The sequence below is a fragment of the Couchioplanes azureus genome (assembly GCF_014648355.1).
Lineage (GTDB): Bacteria > Actinomycetota > Actinomycetes > Mycobacteriales > Micromonosporaceae > Actinoplanes > Actinoplanes azureus.
Window position 1 is genome coordinate 332,605 of record NZ_BMQY01000002.1, and the last position, 20,025, is coordinate 352,629.

Annotated in this window: 7 protein-coding genes; 2 read left to right on the forward strand and 5 right to left on the reverse strand. The window is 76.4% G+C overall.

Features of this window, described 5'->3' with window-relative positions:
• Positions 1-76 precede the first annotated feature (76 nt).
• The 5 genes from IEY99_RS08710 to IEY99_RS08730 all read right to left on the reverse strand — a co-directional run bounded on the left by IEY99_RS08710 (position 77) and on the right by IEY99_RS08730 (position 7,943).
• Positions 77-2,086, reverse strand: a complete 2,010-nt coding sequence (locus IEY99_RS08710; RefSeq protein WP_189201222.1) for a HEAT repeat domain-containing protein — start codon at positions 2,084-2,086, stop codon at positions 77-79.
• Between the two features lie 716 nt (positions 2,087-2,802).
• Positions 2,803-4,038, reverse strand: a complete 1,236-nt coding sequence (locus IEY99_RS08715; RefSeq protein WP_189201223.1) for an MFS transporter — start codon at positions 4,036-4,038, stop codon at positions 2,803-2,805.
• Positions 4,035-5,360: a GH1 family beta-glucosidase gene (locus tag IEY99_RS08720; RefSeq protein WP_189202128.1), complete on the reverse strand. Its 1,326-nt coding sequence runs from the start codon at positions 5,358-5,360 to the stop codon at positions 4,035-4,037. Before IEY99_RS08720 ends, IEY99_RS08715 begins: the two co-directional genes overlap by 4 nt.
• 41 nt (positions 5,361-5,401) lie before the next feature.
• A complete protein-coding gene (locus tag IEY99_RS08725) occupies positions 5,402-6,892 on the reverse strand; it encodes an alkaline phosphatase family protein (protein ID WP_189201224.1) in 1,491 nt (496 codons plus the stop codon).
• A 46-nt stretch (positions 6,893-6,938) separates the two neighbouring features.
• Positions 6,939-7,943, reverse strand: coding sequence for a pyridoxal-phosphate dependent enzyme (locus IEY99_RS08730; RefSeq protein ID WP_189201226.1), 1,005 nt, complete (start codon positions 7,941-7,943; stop codon positions 6,939-6,941).
• A gap of 80 nt (positions 7,944-8,023) precedes the next feature.
• On the opposite strand from IEY99_RS08730, the gene IEY99_RS08735 reads away from it, so the two are divergent.
• Positions 8,024-19,303 (forward strand): non-ribosomal peptide synthetase/type I polyketide synthase, encoded by an 11,280-nt coding sequence (locus IEY99_RS08735; RefSeq protein WP_189201227.1) that lies wholly within the window; start codon positions 8,024-8,026, stop codon positions 19,301-19,303.
• A gap of 7 nt (positions 19,304-19,310) precedes the next feature.
• Positions 19,311-19,973: an HAD family hydrolase gene (locus IEY99_RS08740; protein ID WP_189201228.1), complete on the forward strand. Its 663-nt coding sequence runs from the start codon at positions 19,311-19,313 to the stop codon at positions 19,971-19,973.
• Positions 19,974-20,025: the final 52 nt, after the last annotated feature.

Here is a 20,025-nt window from a genome sequence, read left to right on the forward strand (position 1 = left end):
CACCAGCAGAACCAGCTACACCGCCAACGTCGATCCTCCGAAAGCCTCACAACGGACCGGAGCTAGACCCCGGTGTCTAGCTGGGCGGGAGGTGAACCTCGACGGTCACGTCACCCACCGTGGGGCGTCCGGCAGGAATGCGGACGCGGAAGCGCCGGTGCGCGGGGTCCCGCAGGATCAGCATCCACCGGCCGGTGGACTCCTGATAGATACTGGTCTTGACGGCGTCCATGTCGGGCACCGCGATCGCGATGGCCCGGCAGCGGGACCGGACGGCCTCGCGGGCAAGCAGCTCGGCTTCCTTCGCGGTGATCGGCACCAGGGCGGTCTCCGGGTGCTTGCGGGAAGCGTCACCGGTCGCCGAGGCGCCGGTGTCCTCCGGTGCCTCGACGGACTTGGCCTTCCTGCGGCGCAGGTGGCCGCGAAGGGACTCCTTCGCGCCTTCGTAGGCGGCGTTGCCCAGGACGCCACTGGCAACGGCGAGAGCCACCCACTGCGCCACCTGGCCGATCTGGCCGGCGTCGGGGGCCAGGATGCGGGGAGGCTGGGTGCGGAGGTCGTCATCCGAGTCAGCGCTGTGCGCCAGCAGATGCGTGGTCGCCGCGTCACGTCGCCATCCGTCTTTCAACGCCCGTAATGCCGTACGCCGAACCATTGCGCTGGCGTCGGTGACCGCGATCTCGTGCAGCAGCAGATAGGTCTCCTCGGTCGAGCCGAGACGGGCCAGGGCGGACAGTGCCGCCGCCCGTACGTGTTCCGGGCGCTCGTCGGACATGGCCTGCTCTTCCAGCCACCGCCGCCGAGCGGCGGCATCGGAGCGCCACACTCTCACGACGGCTCGGAACGCGGCGTGGACCACCTCGGCCGTCTCGGCGGCCACGGCCAGCCCTTGCAGCAGTGGCAACGTCGACGGGAGCGGTGCCCACCCCTCGGCAAGCGCCTTGATCGCGGTGATCCGGACCTTGGGCTGCGGGTGCTCCATGGCGAGCCCGCACACCCACGGGTACGTTTCCGGGTCGCTGCGCCAGTGCGTCACCAGCGCATCCATGGCGTCCTCGCACAGGCCCAGGGCATCGGCGGTGACGCACTGGCGCAACCAGAGCTCGACACCGGGATGATGTCGCCATCCCGAGACGACTGCCGACAGGGCGGCACGGCGAACCGACAGGTTCGCATCGTGGAACAGCACGCCACTCAGCACATCGATGGTGTCGTCATACTGCGGCCAGATCTGCTGAAGCAGGGTGACGGCAGCCGTACGCACGGCGCCGTCGGGTTCGTGTCGGATCCGTTCCTCGACCAGTGCTCGCAGTCCATCGTCCGGGGGCCACCCGTGCGCCAGGCCTTCGAGCGCGCACTGCCGTAGCCGCGCGTCGTGGGCGTTGCAGGCGACGGCGCGCAGCAGCGGCACGGTGGCGGGAGATGTCCGCCGGTAGCGGATCAGTGCTCGTACCACGGCGGTCTGATGGGGCACCCGGTCGGCGTCCGCGGTGCCAGCACCGCCCGTGCCGGCGACGACGTAGCGGTGCAGCCATTCCTCGACGCCGGTGTCGTCGCGCCACAGTTCGGTGAGCGCAGCGAGCGCTGCCTCCCTGGCTGCGGGAATCGGGTCGTCCTCGGCGACGCGTTGCAGCTGCGCGCAGGTGGCCGGGTCGTCCCGCCAGGCTTCAGCGAGGATGCGCACCGCGCCGACGCGTACGGTGGCGTGGCGGTCGTGGAGCCGGCGATCGCACACGAAGCGGCGAGTCGAGGGTTCCGCGGGCCAGTTCGTGGCCAGGCAACGCAGCGCCGCCAGACGGACGTCTTGATGAAGGTCCTCGACAGCGCGCCGGCGTACGACGTCGGCCGTGGTGCGGGCCGGATCTACGTGCCGCAGCGCCCGCAGCCGCACCACCCACACCGGGTCGCCGTCGATGCACGCCGTTGTCGCAGCGGCGGTGGCTGGATGTCGGGGCCAGCGGGTCACCAACGCGGCCAGCGCGTCCAACCGGGACTGGAAGGCGCCGGAACCGGAGGTGACCAAGGCGACGAGACGATCCCGTTCCGCATTCTCCCGGTCGGTGTCAGCTACCTGATCGGCTCCCATGTCCCCCATAGTGCTCTTCGCATGCGACAGTCGGTCACCCCCGGCGTGCGTTGTCGTGCCGGCTGTCAGCGTCGCGACGCGGCCTCGGTGCCCGGGGTCAGGGCGGACGCCGTGTGGTACTCGCGGCAGCTGTGGACAGCAGGATGCGGCACTCGTCGCGACTCAGGGCGTTCCGGGCGATCAGCGTTCGGCGACGGGTTCGCCTCCGACGCCAAGTCCTGCTACCCGGCGCCGGGCGAGCGATGGATCATCCCGCAACGCTGACCACCGTGCTTGCCCATCACCGCCGAGTCCCACGGGGCATCTCGGCCTGCACCTGCTCGGCGCCGCCGAGCAACGCCGCGCCCAAACCCACGCCGACCTGAGCACTGGCGGCGATATCGGTGGCCGCGCGCTGGAGGAGTCGCCGCCCGACGAGGCGCCTAGGTCGGTTTCGCCGACGAGTGCGGCCGGACGTCACGAGCGCACAAGGCCATCACCTGGGCGCCCAGGGGCGTGACCCCGGTGATGGCGGTGGAAAGGGCGAGCCGAAAGGGTTCCGTGAACCGAGCCTCATCCGTCTGCTCGACGCCGCTCACCAGCAGCTGCAGGCACCCATCGGGCTCGTCTGGGACGGTCTGAACACCCACCGCAGTCCCGCGATACACCCGACCAGACCCTGACCCCGAAAGGTGTCCAGCTTGTACATGTACTCGAGGCGGCGGTCCGCGGCCGGCTCAGGGCACCGAGCGGATGCGGGTCACCAGCACCGAGCCCAGCACGGTCACCGCCGCCACCGACAGGAACAGCACCGGATAGCCGCCCAGGTAGGCCACGATCGGGAAGGCCACGGCCGGGCCGAGCACCTGCGGCGCGGAGTTGGCGATGTTGATGATGCCGAGATCGCGGGCGCGCTCCCGCGCGTCGGGCAGGACCTGGGTGATCAGTGCCTGGTCGACCGACAGGTAGACGCCGAAGCCCAGGCCCAGCAGGGCGGCCGCGACGACCGCCCCGGGCCACGTCGGCCAGAGGGCCAGCAGCACGGCCGCGGCCGCCATCACGTATCCGGACAGGACGACCGGCGGCTTGCGCCGCCCGGTGCGGTCCGACACCACTCCCCCGGCCACGACGGTCAGCAGCGTCCCGGCGGTGTAGACCAGTACGAGCAGGAGCAGCCCCTGCTCGGCGTCCGGGTGGCGGACCCGGTCGCGCAGGAAGTAGAGCAGGTACAGCGTCGCCATCGCGTTACCGAGCTGGACGAGGAACCGGGTGGCCCAGGCCCAGGCGAAGTCGGGGGCCTCCCCCGGGCGGAACCGGAACGCGGTCAGCACCGACCGGGCGGTGAACCGCGGGGCGAGCTCCGCCGGGACCGGCGGGTCCCGGGTGAGCAGCACGAACGGCGCGGCGGCGAGCACCACCACGGCGCCGGTCAGCAGGTAGCCGGCGTCCACCCCGGTCACCACGGCCGTCACCAGCAGGACGCCGAGCACCACCCCGGAGGACTGGGCCAGCCCCACCCAGCCGGACACCCGGCCCCGCTGGCCCACCGGCGTCCGGTCCGGGACGATGGCGGTGATCCCGGCCTGCAGCAGGTTGAGCCCGGCCTGCGCCAGGCACCAGCACAGCGTCAGCCCGAGCAGGGTGTGCTGCCCGGAGAGCAGGACGAGCCCGGCGAGGCCGGTCAGGGCGCCGACGGCCGTCCACGTGTGCCGGCGCCCGGTCCGCGCCGTCGTCGCGTCGGAGAGCGCCCCGGCGAGCGGGCCCGCCACGACGGCGACGAGCGCGCCGACGCCGGTGACGATCCCCAGCGCGGTGGCCTTGCCGGCGCCCGCCACCTCCTCGGCCTGCTGGGGCAGCAACACCTGCAGCGGCGCGTAGTAGCCGACCCACAGGCCGAGGTTGGCCAGCGACAGCAGCGTAATCCAGCGCCCGCCCACCCGCGGCGGGGCGGCGAGGCCGGCGCGCACGGTCACCGCTGCCCGGCGAGGGCGGCGCGCAGCCAGGCGAAGGAGTCCTTGGGCGTACGCCGCTGGGTGTCGTAGTCGACCCGGACGAGGCCGAACCGCTGGCTGTAGCCCTCCGCCCACTCGAAGTTGTCCAGCAGCGACCAGACGAAGTACCCCCGCACGTCGACGCCCGCGACGATCGCCTCGTGCAGGGACCGCAGGTGCGCGTCCAGGTAGTCGATGCGGGCGGCGTCGTGGACCCGGCCGTCGGCGCCGGGCACGTCCACGGTGGAACAGCCGTTCTCGGTGACGTAGACCGGCGGCAGCACGCCGGCATACTGCTCGCGCAGGCCCACCAGCAGCTCCCGCAGGCCGTCCGGCACCACGGGCCAGCCGAACGCCGTCCGCGGCACGCCCTCGATCTCGACGGTCTCGAACGGCAGCGGCGCGCCCTCCGGTGCCGCCCTGACCCGGGTGGGGTGGTAGTAGTTGACGCCCAGCGCGTCCATCGGCGTCGCGATGACGTCCAGGTCCCCGTCGCGGACCACGCCGGCGTCGGTGAGCCCGGCGGCGAACGGTGGATATTCGCCGCGCAGGACCGGGTCGAGGAAGAGCCGGTTGTGGAAGCCGTCGTAGACCGCGGCGGCCACCAGGTCGTCCTCGCCGTCGCCGGCCGGCCACACCGGCGTGCAGTTGTTGGTGATCATCACCTCCGCGGCACCGCGCTCGCGCAGCGCCCGCACCGCCAGCCCGTGGGCGAGCAGCTGGTGATGGGCCACCGGCAGGGCGTCGAGCATGAGCTCGCGGCCGGGGGCGTGGGTGCCGAGCGCGTATCCCTCGGCCATGTGCACGACCGGTTCGTTGAGGGTGATCCACCGCCGGACGCGGTCGCCGAGCCGGTCGGCGACCGCGGCCGTGTAGTCGGCGAAGCGGTGCGCGGTGTCCCGGGCGAGCCACCCGCCGGCGTCCTCCAGGGCCTGCGGCAGGTCCCAGTGGAACAGCGTCGGCACCGGCGCGATGCCGCGGCCCAGCAGCGCGTCCACCAGCCGGTCGTAGAAGTCCAGACCCTGGGCGAGGGCCGGGCCCGCGCCGGTGGGCTGCACCCGCGGCCAGGCGATCGAGAACCGGTACGCCCCGACGCCCAGCGCGGCGAGCAGCTCCACGTCCTGCGCCCAGCGGTGGTAGTGGTCGCAGGCCACGTCGCCGGTGTCGCCGTCGCGGACCCGGCCCGGGGTATGGCTGAAGGTGTCCCAGATGGAGGGTCCCCGCCCGCCGTCGCGCACGGCGCCCTCGATCTGGTAGGCCGCGGTGGAGACGCCCCACAGGAAGTCCGGGGGGAATGTCGGCAGGGCAACCACGGTTCCGGCCTCCTCGAAAAGACGAGTCCGGCTCAGATTAGTGGGGTGACCGTCACGTCGTCGATCACCCAGTACCAGTTGTTGCTCGCGTCGTGAAAGCGGAACTTCACGGTCATCGCGCCGGCCCCGGCCGGCACCGGCACGGGCAGCGACTCGGCCGTGGCCAGGGCGTCCGCCGAGTAGCGCCGCACCAGCCGGTCGGGTCCGCCGTCGAAGGAGACGAGGACGTCGCCCTTCTGCGCGCCCTCCTGCCGGTAGTGGGTCACGTAGTTCACCCGGACCGTGGTGCCCGCCGCGACCGGATAGGCCGGCGTCACCAGAGTCGAGTCGAAGCTCGTGCCGCCGGACCTGTCGGCGAACTCGTCGCTGTCGGCCACGGCGAAGACGCCGCGCGCCCGTACGGCGTTCTCCCGCTCCTGGCCGCCCTGCGTCCGGCTCCAGAACTCGTCGGTGGCGAAGGACCAGCCCCGCCATTCGGTGACCCCGCCGGCGGGCATCGCACCGCGGTCCACGGACCAGCCGGCCGGCGGCACCGGGGTCCAGCCGGCCAGCGTCGACGGGATGCCCGTCTCGTCCACCCGGGTCCGCAGCGCCAGGCCGTCGAAGGGATCGCCGGCGAGGGCCCGGACGGTGCGGCCGTCCAGGGCCACGGAGACGCCGAAGTGCTGCAGCGCCGTCGCGGCCAGGTCCGCCTGCCGGACGTCCACCGGCCGGGCCCCCGCGGCGATGCCGGGGCCCACGGCGAGCAGGAACGTGCCGCGCTCGTCGGGGCGGCAGCCGCCGTGCCCGCCGAACGGGACCCGGTGACCGTGGTCGGTGGTGACCATGACGAGCCAGTTCTCGTCCGCGTACGTGGGCCGCGACCGCACCGCCGCCAGCATCCTGCCGAGCTGCTGATCCTGCTTCTCGATGGCGGCCCGGTAGCGCCCGCCGGTGCCCACGGCGTGCGCCACCACGTCGGTGTTGCCCAGATAGACGAACGACGCGTCCGGATCGCCGGTGCCCAGCCGGGTCACCGCGTCCGTGGTGATCTTCTCGTCCTCCCCGGCGTAGCCGTCGGCGTCCCCGTCGAGGGTGACCCGCGTGTCGATCGCCGGCGAGAAGGTGCCCTGCTCGTGCAGCGGCGCCCAGTCGACCGCGGAGTACGTCGCCAGCGCCGGGTCCGCCCGCTCCAGGCGGGTCAGGAAGTCGGGGTAGGCGTCGTACCGCTTGCCCGCGAAGCTGTTGTTGCGTACGCCGTGCCGGTCGGGCCAGACGCCGGTGGCGATGGTCGACCAGCCGGGGCCGCTGGACGAGTCGGCCAGCGACGGGCACTGCACCAGGCTGCGGCCGAGCGCGCCCTGCGCCGCGAGGGCGTCGAGGTTCGGCGCGTCCGCCGCCACGACGCTGTCCCAGTTGAGCCCGTCCATCCCCACCACCAGCAGCTTGGGGACCGGGGCACCGGCGGCCGCGGCGCCGGGGACCGCGACCGAGGCGGCGACCAGCGCCGCGGCGAGGCCGACGCGCAGCACGGAACGTTTCATGCGTAACCTCCGGACGAGGGGATTCCCGGAAACGCATCGAAAGCTATCACTGCGTCGGCGTCTCCGCGCGGTTCCCTTCGTCCGCGGTGTGCCAGTAGAGCACCGGCCCCTGCGCCGGGCCGGCGCCGGCCAGCTCGCGCAGGGCCGCCGCGGCCTTCGCGGTGTAGACCGGCTCGGTGCGGACGCCGGCGTGCTCGGTGAGCCAGGGAGCCGCGGCCGCCGACGCGGCGGTCGGGTGGCCGTAGCCCGGGCCGAGCCAGTCGGCCCGGACGGTGAGCGGGGCCAGCGGGGCCCGCTCCGGCAGCGGGGCGCCGCTGCGGCGCAGCAGGCGCGCGGTCGCCTCGGCGAGGCGGCGGACCTGCGGCTCGCCCATCGGGGTCCGGTCGTTGACGAGCACGCCGACGACCCGCGTGGGCAGGCCCGCGAGACCCAGGCCCAGGGCCAGCCCGGCGGCGGTGCCGCCCGAGCCGACCGGCACGACCACCTGCCGCGGCACCGGAAGCTCGCCCGCGGCGACCTGGGCGGCGAGCTCGAGGGCCGCCTCCACATAGCCCAGACAGCCGCGCGGGCTCGATCCGCCGACCGGCAGCAGGCTCGGCCGGGCGCCGGTGACCGCGGCCCGGGCGAGCAGCAGACCGGCGGCGAGGTAGCCGGCGGGCACGCTGCCCACCCGGCGCACGGTCGCGCCGGTGGCGTGCACGGCGGCGGCCTGCCGGGCCACGTGCTCGTCGTACGGCTGCTCCAGCGCGACGACCGCCACCCGCAGGCCGGCCGCGGTGGCGTAGCGGGCCACGGCGACGGCGTGGTGGCTGCCCGTGCCGCCCGCGGTCACCACCGTGCGGCGGCCGCGGCTCAGCAGGTCGGCCAGCGTCCACTCCAGCTTGCGGACCTTGTTGCCGCCGTACAGCGTGCCGTACCCGCCGTCGTCCTTGACCCACACCCCGCCCAGGCCGGCGACCGCGCGGACCGGCGTCGGCGCGGTGCCGAGCCGGCGGAACGGCAGGCGTCCCACGATCGCGGGAAAGCGCTCGTGCAGCAGCGGCACCGTCATCCCCGCAGCGTACTTCGACATCCCGCGGGGGCTACCGTGGCGGCGCTGTGTGCCGGCGCCGAGACCTGCCAGGAGTGTTCATGACGCTGACCGACGTGCTGCTCCGGGCCGCGACCCGCGCACCCGACCGGGGCGTGGTCCACCTCGGCGACGCCGGCGCCGAGCGGCTCGTCACCCACGCCGAACTGTACGCGGACGCGCTGCGAATCGCCGGGGGCCTGCGCCGGGCGGGGCTCGCCACCGGCGACAGCCTGCTGGTGGTGGCCGACGACAGCGCCGAGTTCCTGCCGCTGTTCTGGGGCGCGGTGCTGGCCGGCGTCGTACCCGTGCCGCTGCCGCCGGAACCGGCCCGCCTGGCCGCCGTCGCGGCGCTGCTCGGCGGCCCGCCGCTGGCCGGCGACGCCGTCCTCGCCGGCGCCCGGGTGCTGCCGGTGCCCACGCTGCGCCGCTCCGCGCCGCTCGCCGCGCCGGTCCGGGCCGCGACCGGCGATCTCGCCATGCTGCAGTTCTCCTCCGGCAGCACCGCGGCGCCGAAGGGCGTCGAGCTGACCCACGGCAACCTGGTCGCCAACCTCGAGCAGGCGGCGCGGGCGAGCGCGCTGGACGGCGACGACGTCGTGCTGACCTGGATGCCGTACTTCCACGACATGGGGCTGATCGGCACCCACCTGGTGCCGCTGCACCGGGGCTGCCGGCAGGTGCGGATCAGCCCGCTGACGTTCGCCAAGCGACCCGAGCTCTGGCTGCGCACCGCCGCGAGACACCGGGCGACCGTGCTGTCGGCCGCCAACTTCGCCCTGGCCCTGACCGTACGGCGGGTGGCCGGCGAGACCCTCGACGGGATCGACCTGAGCAGCGTCCGGCTGATGATGGTGGGCGCCGAGCCGATCTCCCCCACGGTGTGGCGGGCGTTCGCCGACCGGATGGCGCGGGCCCGGCTCGACCCCCGCGCCCTGCGGCCGGTGTACGGGCTGGCGGAGGCCACCGTCGCCGTCGCCTTCACGCCGCCCGGCGAGCTGGCCCGGCCGTTGCGGCTGAGCCGGGCGGCGCTCGCCCGCGGGGTCGCGGTGGACGCCGGGGCCGGCACCCCGGCCGTGGAGCTGATGGATGCCGGCCACCCGGTGCCGGGCTGCCGGATCCGGATCGTCGACGAGGACGGCCGGCCGGTCGAGGACGGCCTCGTCGGCCACATCCAGGTACGCGGCCCGAACGTCACCCGCGGCTACCACCGCGACCCGGCCGCGAGCGCCGCCGCGCTGGCCGGCGGCTGGCTGCGGACCGGCGACACCGGCTTCCTGCGCGCGGGGCGGCTCTGCGTCACCGGCCGGGAGAAGGACGTGGTGTTCGTCCACGGCCGCACCTTCCACGCCGGCGACCTGGAAGAGGTGGCGGCGGCGACGCCGGGGCTCGGGGCCGGGCCGGTGGCGGTGGTCGGCGCGACCGGCGCGGTGAGCGGCCGGGAGCGGGTCGTGGTGTTCCTGGCGGCGCCGGCCGTGCGCGCGGACCCGGAGGTGGGCGCCCGGGTCCGGGCCCGGGTCGCGGAGGCGCTCGGGTACGACGGGGTCGAGGTGCGGGTGGTCCCGAACGGGGCATTCGCGCGGACCACCAGCGGCAAGCTCCGCCGCCAGGCGCTGCGCGAGCGCATCGGGGCCGACGAGGTCGCGGCGCCGCTGCCGGCGCCGCCCGCGCCGCCCGTCGTGCCGGCCTCCGCCGCCCGGGTGCCGCGGAGCCGGGCCGACCTGGAACGGACCGTGCGCGCGGTGTGGTCCCGCGTGCTGCGCATCCCCGAGGAACGGATCGGCCCGGCCGACCGGTTCCTGGCGATCGGCGGCTCGTCGCTGGCGGCCATGGAGGTGCTCGCGGCGCTGGAGGACACGCTCGGCCGTACGCTCGACCCGGTCCTGCTGCGCGACTGTGCGACGGTGCCCGAGCTGGCCGACCGGTTGCTGGCCGACCGGTGGCCGGCCGCCCCGGCCGGCCGGCCGGCGCCCGCCTCCCGCCCGGTGGCGGGCACCGAGCTCGCGGTCGTGGCGATGGCGTGCCGCTTCCCCGACGCCGCCACCCCGGAGGAGTTCTGGCGCAACCTGCTGGCCGGCCGCGACAGCGTCGCCCCGGTGACCCGCTGGCCCGGCGGCGGCCACGGCGCGTTCCTCGGCGACCCGGCGCTGTTCGACGCCGGCTTTTTCGGCATCGACGACGCCGAGGCCCGCTACCTCGACCCGCACGCGCGCATCTTCCTGGAGCTGGCGTACGAGGCGCTGGAGCGCGCCGGTCTCGCCGGGCCCCGCCGCCACGACCGCCGGATCGGCGTGTTCGCGGCCGTCGGGGAGAGCGGGTACGCCGAGCTGGTGGCGGCGACCGGCACGGCCGGGCCGCACGCGATGACCGGCACGATGCGTGGCCTGCTGCCCGCGCGCGTGGCCCACCTGCTCGACCTGCGCGGCCCGGCCCTCGCGGTGGACACCGCCTGCTCGTCGGCGCTGGTCGCGCTGCACCTGGCGCACCGCAGTCTCGCGGCGGGCGACTGCGACGTGGCGGTGGTGGGCGGCGTCGGCCTGCTCCTGACACCGACCGGCGAGCGGCTGCTCGGCGGGGCGCAGGCGCTGTCGCCGACCGGGCGCTGCCGGGCGTTCGCCGCGGACGCCGACGGTTTCGTGCCCGGCGAGGGCGGCGCGGCGCTGGTGCTCACCCGGCTCGGCGACGCGGACCGCGACCGGGTGCTGGCGGTGGTGCGCGGCACGGCGGTCACCAACGACGGCCGCTCGCTGAGTCTGATGGCACCGAACCCGCTGCGGCAGCGGGAGGTGATCGCCCAGGCATACCGGGACTGTGGTGTGGACCCGGCCGAGGTGTCCTACGTGGAGGCGCACGGGACCGGCACCGCGGTGGGCGACCCGGTCGAGGCGCAGTCGCTGGCGTACGCGTTCCCGCCGCTGCCGGACGGGCGCAAGCGGCTGCTCGGCTCGGTGAAGACCAACGTCGGGCACCTGCTGCACGCCGCCGGGCTGCCCGCCCTGGTGAAGGTGGTCCTCGCGCTGCGGCACCGGGAGCTGCCGCCGTCGCTGCACCACGACCGCCCGTCGCCGCGGTTCGACCTGGCCGGGGCCGGGTTCGAGGTGGTCACGTCGCGGCGGCCGTGGACCGGTCCCGCCGTCGCCGGGATCAACGGGTTCGGCTTCGGCGGCACCAACGCGCACGCGATCCTGGCCGCGCCGCCCGCGCCGCCCGCGCCGGAGCCGGCCGACGGGCCTGCGGACGCCGGGCCGCCGGTCCCCGGGCCTTGCGGCCCCGACCCGGTGGAGGGCCCCGCCGACCCGGCGCCCGCGGCCCGCGGGCCGCATCTGCTCACGCTGTCGGCCCGTTCCGCGGCCGCGCTGCGGGCGGCGGCCGGCCAGCTCGTGGAGCATCTGCGGGCCCATCCGGCGCTGCGCGAGGCGGACGTGTGCGCCACCGTCTCCACGGCCCGCGACGACGGGCCGTACCGGGTCGCGCTGGTGGCGGACGGCGACCTCGCCGAGCGCCTGGCGACCGCGGCGTACGGCCCGCCCGTGGGTCGCGCGCCCCGGGTGGCGTGGCTCTTCGGCGGGCAGGGCACCCAGCGTCCGGGCCGGGGCGCCGCACTGTACGCCGGCGCGCCCCGGTTCCGTGCGGTCCTCGACGAGGTGTCCGCGGCGGCCGGGCCGATCGCGGGCCGCACCCTGCGCGCATGGTGCACGGACCCGTCGGTGCCGGCCGGCGACCTGGCCCGCACCGAGGTCACCCAGCCGCTGGTGGTCGCGTTCGGCGTGGCGCAGGCGGCCCAGCTGCTCGCGTACGGGGTCCGGCCGGAGGCGGTCGCCGGGCACAGCGTCGGCGAGCTGGCCGCCGCGGCGACCGCCGGGATGCTCACCCCGGTGGAGGCGGTGCTGCTGGCCGCCGAACGGGGCCGGCTGACCGCGGAGCTGGCCACGCCGGGGGCGATGGTCGCGGTGGCCGCGGGCGCCGACGCGGTGGCTGCGGTGCTGGACGCCGGCGTGGTCCTCGCGGCGGACAACGGCGCCCGTCAGGTGGTGCTCGCCGGGCCGGTCGAGGCGGTCCAGGAGGCGAGCCGGCGGCTGGTCGCCCTCGGCATCGGCACCCGCCGGCTCGCGGTCTCGCACGCCTTCCACTCCCCGGCCATGGCGCCGGTCGCCGACCGGCTCGCCCGCCATGCCCCGGCCCCGCGGCCCGCGGAGATTCCGCTGCTCAGCACGGTGACGGGCGACTGGGGTGCGGCGTACGACGCGGCCTACCTGGCGGCACAGGCGGTGCGGCCGGTACGCTTCGCGGCCGCGGTGCACCGGCTGAGGGACGCCGGTTTCGACGCCTTCGTGGAGGTGGGCGCGAGCGTCGCGCTCGCGCCGCTGATCCCGGCGGCACCGGTACGCCCGGCGGGCCGCGACGCCCGTGCCCTGCTGGCGACGGCCGGAGACCTGTGGCGGCGCGGTGCCCCTCTCGACCGCACCCGGCTCGACGCCGGCACGCGACCGGTGGAGGTGCCGACGTATCCGTTCCAGCGGCGCCGTCACTGGGTCACCGACGTGCCGCCGACGCTGGCGACCGCCCGATGGGTCGAGGCGCCCGCCACGGTCCGCGGCACCGACGCCGCCGGGGAAGACGGCAGTCCCCCGCCGGTGACGGTCGTGACGGCCGCACCCGCCGGGACCGACGACGAGGGCGCCGCCGCCGCGCGGGCGCTGGCGCGGGCGCCGCGGTCGGGACACCTGCTCGTCGTCACCGAGGACGTTCACGTCACCGGCGCCGGCCCCGAGCGGCCGAACCCCGTGCACGCCGTCTGGACGGGTCTGGCGATGGCGCTGGCGGACGAGAACCCCGGCCTCGGCGTCCGCATCGTCGACCTGTCCTCGACGGACACGCCGGCGGCCCGGCGCGACGCCGTCGCGCGGGAGTCGGCCGACCCGCCGGCGCCCGGTCCCGCGCGGATCGTCGCCTGGCGGGACGGCCGCCGGCTCGAGCGCCGGTTCACCGGCGCCGCCCCCATCACGCCGGTGGACCTGCCGAGCGACGGGCGGTATCTGATCGTCGGCGGTGCCGGTGCGGCGGGCAGCGCGATCGCCCGGGACCTGGCCCGCCGGGGACGCCCGCACCTGCTGCTCGCGGGCCGCTCGGCGGCACCGGCCGCGCTCCTCGGGGAGCTGCGGAAGCTCGGGGCGTCGGTGGAGTACCGCCGGGCCGACGTGGCGGTGGCGGCGGACGTGGCCGCGCTCGTCGCCGGGCACCGGTTCGACGTCGTGGTGCACGCGGCCGGGGTGGTCCGCCCGGGCAGCCTGCGGGCGGCGGCCCCGGCGGAGATCGCGGCGGATCTGGCGGCCAAGGTCCGCGGCACCCGCCTGCTCACCGAGGCCCTGCGCGGGCAGGATCCGCTCGTCGTGGCGTTGTCGTCGGTCTCGTCCGTGCTGCCCGGCCTGGCCGGCGCGCTCGGCGCCTACGTGGCCGGCAACGCCTGCCTCGACGCCTTCGCCGCGGCGCAGCGGAAGGCCGGGCGGCGATTCGTGTCGGTGAACCTGCCGGTGCTGACCGGCGGCGGCCTCGCCGCGGCCGGGGGCCTCGCCGCGGACGGCGACGGGCTGCCGCTCGACCGGCTGCCGGAGATCCTGTGGACGGCCGCCGCCGTGGGCGCACCCCAGGTGCTGGTCACCGTGCCGCACCGGCCGGGCGAGACCTCCGCCGTCGCGGCTGCGGGCAACGCGGCCGCCGGTCCGGCGCCGGGCGACGCGGCCGGCAGCTCCGCATCGGCCCACGGCGGTGCCCCGGAGGCGGCGGGCGGGCACCGCACCACGGGGTCCGGCACCGGCTACGACGACGTCGTCGCGATCGTGCGGGAGCTGCTGGCCGGCCCGCTGGGCACCGACGCCGCGGCGATCGGCGCCGACGAGCCGTTCCTCGCCCTCGGGCTCGACTCGCTGACCGCCGTCGACCTGGTCAAGAAGCTCGAGGCCCGGCTCGGCCGCACGCTGTCGACGACGCTGTTCTTCGAGCACCGTACGCTCGGCGAGGTCGCCCGACACCTCGCGGGCGCGCCGGAGTTCCCGCTCAGCCCGGTGCAGCGGGCGTTCGTCACCACCGGCCGGCTGTACCCCGGGGTACCCGCGTACGCGTCCGTGCGGCAGACCGTGACCGGGCCGGTCGACCCGGACCGGCTGGGGCGCGCCTTCGCGGAGCTGGAGCGACGCCATCCGATGCTGCGGGTACGGTTCGGCGCCGGCGGGCAGCGGTTCGCGGCACCGGGACCCGGGCGGCCCGCGTGGTTCACCGTGACCGCGCTCGCCGGGCCGGTGGAGACGCTCGACGCCGCCCTGCGCCACCGCCGGTTCGACCTGACCCGGGAGGCACCGCTCCGGGCGGTCCTGGCCGTCGCCGGTCCGGAGCTGGCGCACCTGCTCGTGGTGGCGCACCACGCCGCCGCCGACGGCTACAGCCTGGCGATCCTCGGCGACGAGCTGTGGGCGCTCTACTCCGGACGCGAGCTGCCCGCGCCGCCCGCCACGACGTTCGCCGACCATGAGGCGTCGCGCGGCGCCCCGGCCGCGGCGGACCTGGATCACTGGCGGGAGGCGCTCGGGGCGTACCCCGGGCTGGCGCTGCCGTTCGACGGTGACGCCCGGAGCGAGCCGGAGCCGCCGTACGCCGTCCATCAGGTGACGGCCGGCCCGGCGCCGACCGCACGGCTGGGCGAGCGGGCCCGGGAGGCGGGGGTGTCGCTGTTCCATCTGCTGCTCGCCGGCTACGTGCGGTGCCTGTCCCGGTGGAGCGGCCAGTCCGCGGTGCCGGTGGCGGTCGCCCGCGCCGGGCGCACCGCGCGGCTGGCGGGGGTGGAGCGGATGGTCGGCCCGTTCGCGGACACGCTGCCGGTGCTCGCCGATGTACGGCCGGGCGAGCCGGTCCTCGCGCTCGCCCGGCGGTTGCGCGACGCCTGGCTGGACAGCGAACGGCACGGCTCGGTCTCCACCGTGGACCTCGCGCGGATGCTCGCCGCGGAGGGCGCCGGGCCGCGCACGGCGAGCCCGGCGAGTTTCAGCTTCGCCCGCTTCCCCGGCACCGGCGGCGCCGGCGGCCCCGTCGTGGCGACCGTCGCCGGCACCGCGTCGGCCGCGACCCGGCTGGGCCTGGTGTGCTTCGAGGCGCACGGCGCCCTGCACTTCTCGTGGAACTACCCGGCAGCGCTGTTCGATCAGTCCACGGTGGAGCGCCTCGCCGCCGAGCATCTGGCGGAGATCGACGAGCTCGCCGGCGCTGCGCCGCCGACGGTGCCCGCGCCGCCGACGGTGCCCGCGCCGCCGACGGTGCCCGTCGTCGAGCGGATCCGGCGGCAGTGCCGTCGCTCGCCCGAGGCGGTCGCCGTCCGCACCGAGGGCGTGCCGCTGACCTACGGTGAGCTCGACGCGGCCTCCGACCGGCTCGCCGCCCGGCTGGCGGCCACCGGTGCCCGCCGGATCGGCCTGCTCACCGGGCCGGGCGCCGGCACGGTCGTCGGCCTCGTCGCCATCCTCAAGGCCGGTGCGGCGTGGGTGCCCCTGGACGCCTCGTACCCCACCGCCCGGCTGGCCGAGCAGCTCGCTCGCGCCGGGGTGGGCGTGGTCGTGCACGACGACAGCACCCGTACCGAGGCGGGAACCCTGGGCGACCTCACCCTGGTCGACACGCGCGACGGCGTGGACGGCGTACCGCCTCCCGTGACCACCGGACCCGGGGACGAGGCGTACGTCATCTTCACCTCCGGCTCGACCGGGCGGCCCAAGGGCGTCGTGGTCGGTCACCGGGCCATGGCCAACTACCTGGACTGGGCCGTGGCGGCGTTCGGGTACCGGCCCGGCGACCGGCTGGCGCAGACCGCGCCGATCTGCTTCGACGCCTCGGTGCGTCAGCTTCTGGCGCCGCTGCTGGCCGGCGCCACGGTCGTCGCCTGGGACCGGGACACCCTCCGCGACCCCGAGGAGCTGCTGCGCCGGGTCGAACGCGACCGGATCACGGTGTGGAGCTCGGTGCCGACGCTGTGGGAGCGGCTGCTCGGGGCCGCCGAGAAGCGCGCCCGGCGTCCCGATCTCTCCGCACTGCGCTGGGTGCACGTGGGCGGCGAGGAGCTGTCCGCCGCCCACGTACGGCGCTGGTTCGACCTGGCCGGCCCCGGCACGCGCATCGCCAACCTGTACGGCCCCACCGAGACGACGATCAACGCCACCGCGCACGTGATCGACCGGCGCCCCGGCGACGACGAGGTGCATCTGCCGATCGGCCGGCCGATCGGCGGCGCGCTGGCCGAGGTGATCGGCGCCGACGGCCGCCGCTGCCGGCCCGGCGAGGTGGGCGAGCTCCACATCGGCGGGGCCGGGGTCGCCGCCGGATACCTCGACGACCCGGAGCAGACCGCGGCGTCGTTCGTGGACCGCGACGGACACCGGTGGTACCGCAGCGGCGACCGGGCCCACCGCGATTCCGACGGCCTGCTGTGGTTCCGGGGGCGGGTGGACGACCAGGTGAAGCTGCACGGGTACCGGGTGGAGCCGGGCGAGGTGGAGGCCGTGCTGCGCCGGCACCCGGCGGTCGACCGGTCCGCCGTACGGGTCCACGACGGGCGGCTCGTCGCCTGGGTGCAGCCGCGGGGCGACCTGCGGCCGGGCGGGGCGGAGCTGCGGACGTACCTGGAAGGGCTGGTGCCGCCGTATCTGGTGCCGGCCCGCGTCGAGGTGGTGACGGCGTTGCCGCTCACCGCCACCGGCAAGGTCGACCGGGCGCGGCTGGCGCCGGGCGCCGCGGACCGCCGGAGCGGCGCGCCACCGGTGACCGCGACCGAACGGCTGCTGGCCGAGCTCTGGTCGAGCCTGCTCGGCGTGCCGCACGTGGGGCGCGACGACGACTTCTTCGCCCTCGGCGGCGACTCGATCGGCGTCCTGGACCTGTTCGCCAGGCTGGCGGCGCACCGGCCGGCGCTCCCCCGGCCGACGGTGGTCTACCGGCACCGCACGCTGGCCGCGCTGGCGGCCGCCATCGACGCGGCGCCCGCCGATCCCGCGGCGCACCCCGAGCCCGCGGAGCACCCCGGGCCCGCGGCGCACCCCGAGCCCGCGGCGGGTGCCGCAGACGACGCGGAGTTTCCGCTGACCCCGGGCCAGCGCGGCTATCTGCTCGCCGACGCGGTCGGCGCCCCGTCGGCCTGGCTGGCGGCGCCGCGGCTGCACGGCCCGCTCGACCCCGACCGGTTCCAGCGGGCCGTCGACGTGCTCGTCGCGCGGCATCCGATGCTGCGAACGGCGTTCCGCTGCGACGCACGCCCGCCGGCACAGCGCGAGCTGCCGCCGTCCTCCCGGCTGATCGTCGGCTACGACGCGGCACCGGGGCCGCTCGCCGCGGCGCTGGAGGCCGAGCGGGCCCATCGGTTCGATCCCGCGCGATGGCCGCTGGTGCGGCTGCGGCTGCTGCGCACGGGCCCGCAGGAGCACGTCCTCGTCCTGCACGCGCACCACCTGGTCGGGGACGGATACAGCGTGGCGCTGCTGGCCCGCGAGTTGCTGGCGGTCTACGACCGGGGTGCGGACGCCCTGCCGCCGCTGCGGTCGACGTTCCGCGACTACGCCGCACTGCTGCGCGGGCTCAGCGCCGTCCCCGTGGAGAACGACGGGCACGCCTTCGGCCCGGTGGCGACGACCGGCTTCACGCTCCCCGCGGCGGTCACGGCCGGGCTGCGGCACCGGGCGGCCGCGGCCGGCGTGACCCCGTTCGTGCCGGTCCTCGCCGCGTACGCACACAGCCTCGCGATCGTGACCCGGCAGCCGGACCCGCTGGTCGGCGTGGCGGTGACCGGCCGCGACCACGCCCTGCCCGACGTGGCCCGCATCTTCGGCCCGTGCGCGACCGCGGTCGCCGTGCGTCCCGCACCGGCCGGCGCCGGAGACGACCTGCGGCGCGCGGCCGCCGCGGTGCAGGAGGCCCGGAGCCGCACCTTCACCGCGCCGCGCGGATGGCGGTTCTTCTTCACCTACCTGGACTTCGACGCACTGGGCCCGCCCCGGGGCGAGACGCTCCGGCTGTCCTGGGAGGACACCGACGCCGACCTGGCGGTCCCGCCCGGCACCGAGACGCTGCTGGCGGTCCGCCCGGTCGACGGCGGCCTGCGGCTCACGCTGCGCGGCCGCGCCGCACCGCAGACCCTCGACCGGCTCGCCGCCGACCTCCGGTCGCGCCTCGAGCAAGCGGCCGGCGCACGGCCGCGGCACGACCGGGCCACCCGGCTGGATGCCGCCCTCGTCGGCTACCTTCCGGCCCCCGCGCACCTCGCGGCCGTGGCGGAAGACCTGCCCGCGGAGGTACGCCGCGCGCTGCCCGCCCTGGACCGGGAGGGCATCCGGGCGGTCCTGTTCCCCGACGGCGGCCCGCGCCTGCTGGAGACCGCCGCGACGCCGCTCGGCCGGTCGGGATTCGTGTGCCTGCCCCGGTTCGCCGACGAGCTGACCGGGCCGGGCCTCGCCGCGGACGGCGCCGCCGCCGTCGACCTCGCCGCGGAGCTGGGCGCGCGCAGCGTGTCGCTGGCCGGGATGATCCCGTCCCTGACCGGGTACGGCACGGCGGTCGCACGCCGCGTACGCTCGGCGGCCCGGGTGACCAGCGGCCACGCGGTGACCGCCGCCTCGGTGGTCCGCACGACGCTCGCCGCCGTCGCCGCCACCGGCCGCACGCTGCCCGACGGTGTGCTGGCCGTCGTGGGAGTCGGCTCCATCGGCGCCGCATCTCTGCGGCTGTTGCTGGCCCGCACCGGGCCGGCGCCGGCCGGCCTGCTGCTGTGCGACCTACCGGCCGCCGCCGGCCGGCTCACCGAGCTGGCGGCCACGATCGCGGCCGGCGGCTACGACGGTCCCGTCGACATCGTCACCGCCGGCCCGGCGGCGCCGGACCCGGTGTACCGGGCGCACGTCATCGTGGCGGCGACCAGCGGCGGTCCCGGCACCCTGGACGTCGACCGGCTGCGACCGGGCACCGTCGTGGTGGACGACTCGTTCCCGCACTGCTTCGACACCGGGCGGGCCCTGAGCCGGATGCGCGACCGGCGGGACGTGCTCGTGGTGGGCGGCGGGCTCCTGCACTGCGGCCCGGTCGACCGGACGGTCGCCGCCGGCCTGCCCGCCGCGGCCCGGCCCGGCCTGCCGGGCACGGTGGCGTCGTGCCAGCTGGAGTCGCTGCTGCACGCGACGAGACCGGGGTTGCCGCTGGTGTCCGGCCCGGTCGGCACGGCGGCGGCCGCCGCCTACTGGGACGCCCTCGACGCGGCGGGGGTCCGCGCGGCCCCGCTGCACCTGCTGGACCGCGAGGTGCCCGGGCCCATGCCATGATCTTCCGGTGCGCGCCGTCCTGTTCGACCTCGATGACACGCTGATCGACCAGCAGACCGCCGCCCGTGAGGCGGTCGTCGCGTGGGCCGCGGAGCTCGGTGTCACCGATCCGGACGTCCCCCGGCGCTGGGCACACCTCTCCGAACGGCACCTGGCCCGCTATCAGCGCCGTGAGCTGACCTTCGACGAGCAGCGCCGCGAGCGGGTCCGCGACTTCCTGCCCGGGCCGCTGACCGACCGGGAAGCGGACGCGCTCTTCGCGGGTTACCTCACGCGCTACGAGGCCGGCTGGACGGCGTTCGAGGACGCGGTTCCCACGCTCCGGCGGGCCCGTGCCGCCGGGTTGCCGGTCGCCATCCTCACCAACGGCGACGAGACCCAGCAACGCCGCAAACTGGAGCGGCTGTCCCTCAGCGCCGAGATCGACCTGCTGGTGGCGTCCTCGATGGTGGCCGCGGGAAAACCGGACCCGCGCGCCTTCCAGCACGCGGTCGCGCTCCTGGGTCTCCGCGGTGCCGACGTCCTGATGGTCGGCGACTCCCTGGAGAAGGACGTGCTCGCCGCACGGGCCGCCGGTCTGGAGGCGGTCCTCGTGGACCGCGCGGACGCCCACCCCGACGCCGGCGTGCCCCGCGTGCGTTCCCTCCACGACCTGGCCTTCGTCCGCTGACCGGCGGCGCTCGACCGCTCGCGAGGGTGGTCTGGTGCCGCCGGAAGCGCCC

Bases quoted from the DNA above. Each gene is read 5' to 3' on its own strand.
- IEY99_RS08710 (WP_189201222.1), bottom strand. From the start codon at position 2,086: ATGGGAGCCGATCAGGTAGCTGACACCGACCGGGAGAATGCGGAACGG.
- IEY99_RS08730 (WP_189201226.1), bottom strand. From the start codon at position 7,943: ATGACGGTGCCGCTGCTGCACGAGCGCTTTCCCGCGATCGTGGGACGC.
- IEY99_RS08735 (WP_189201227.1), top strand. From the start codon at position 8,024: ATGACGCTGACCGACGTGCTGCTCCGGGCCGCGACCCGCGCACCCGAC.
- IEY99_RS08725 (WP_189201224.1), bottom strand. From the start codon at position 6,892: ATGAAACGTTCCGTGCTGCGCGTCGGCCTCGCCGCGGCGCTGGTCGCC.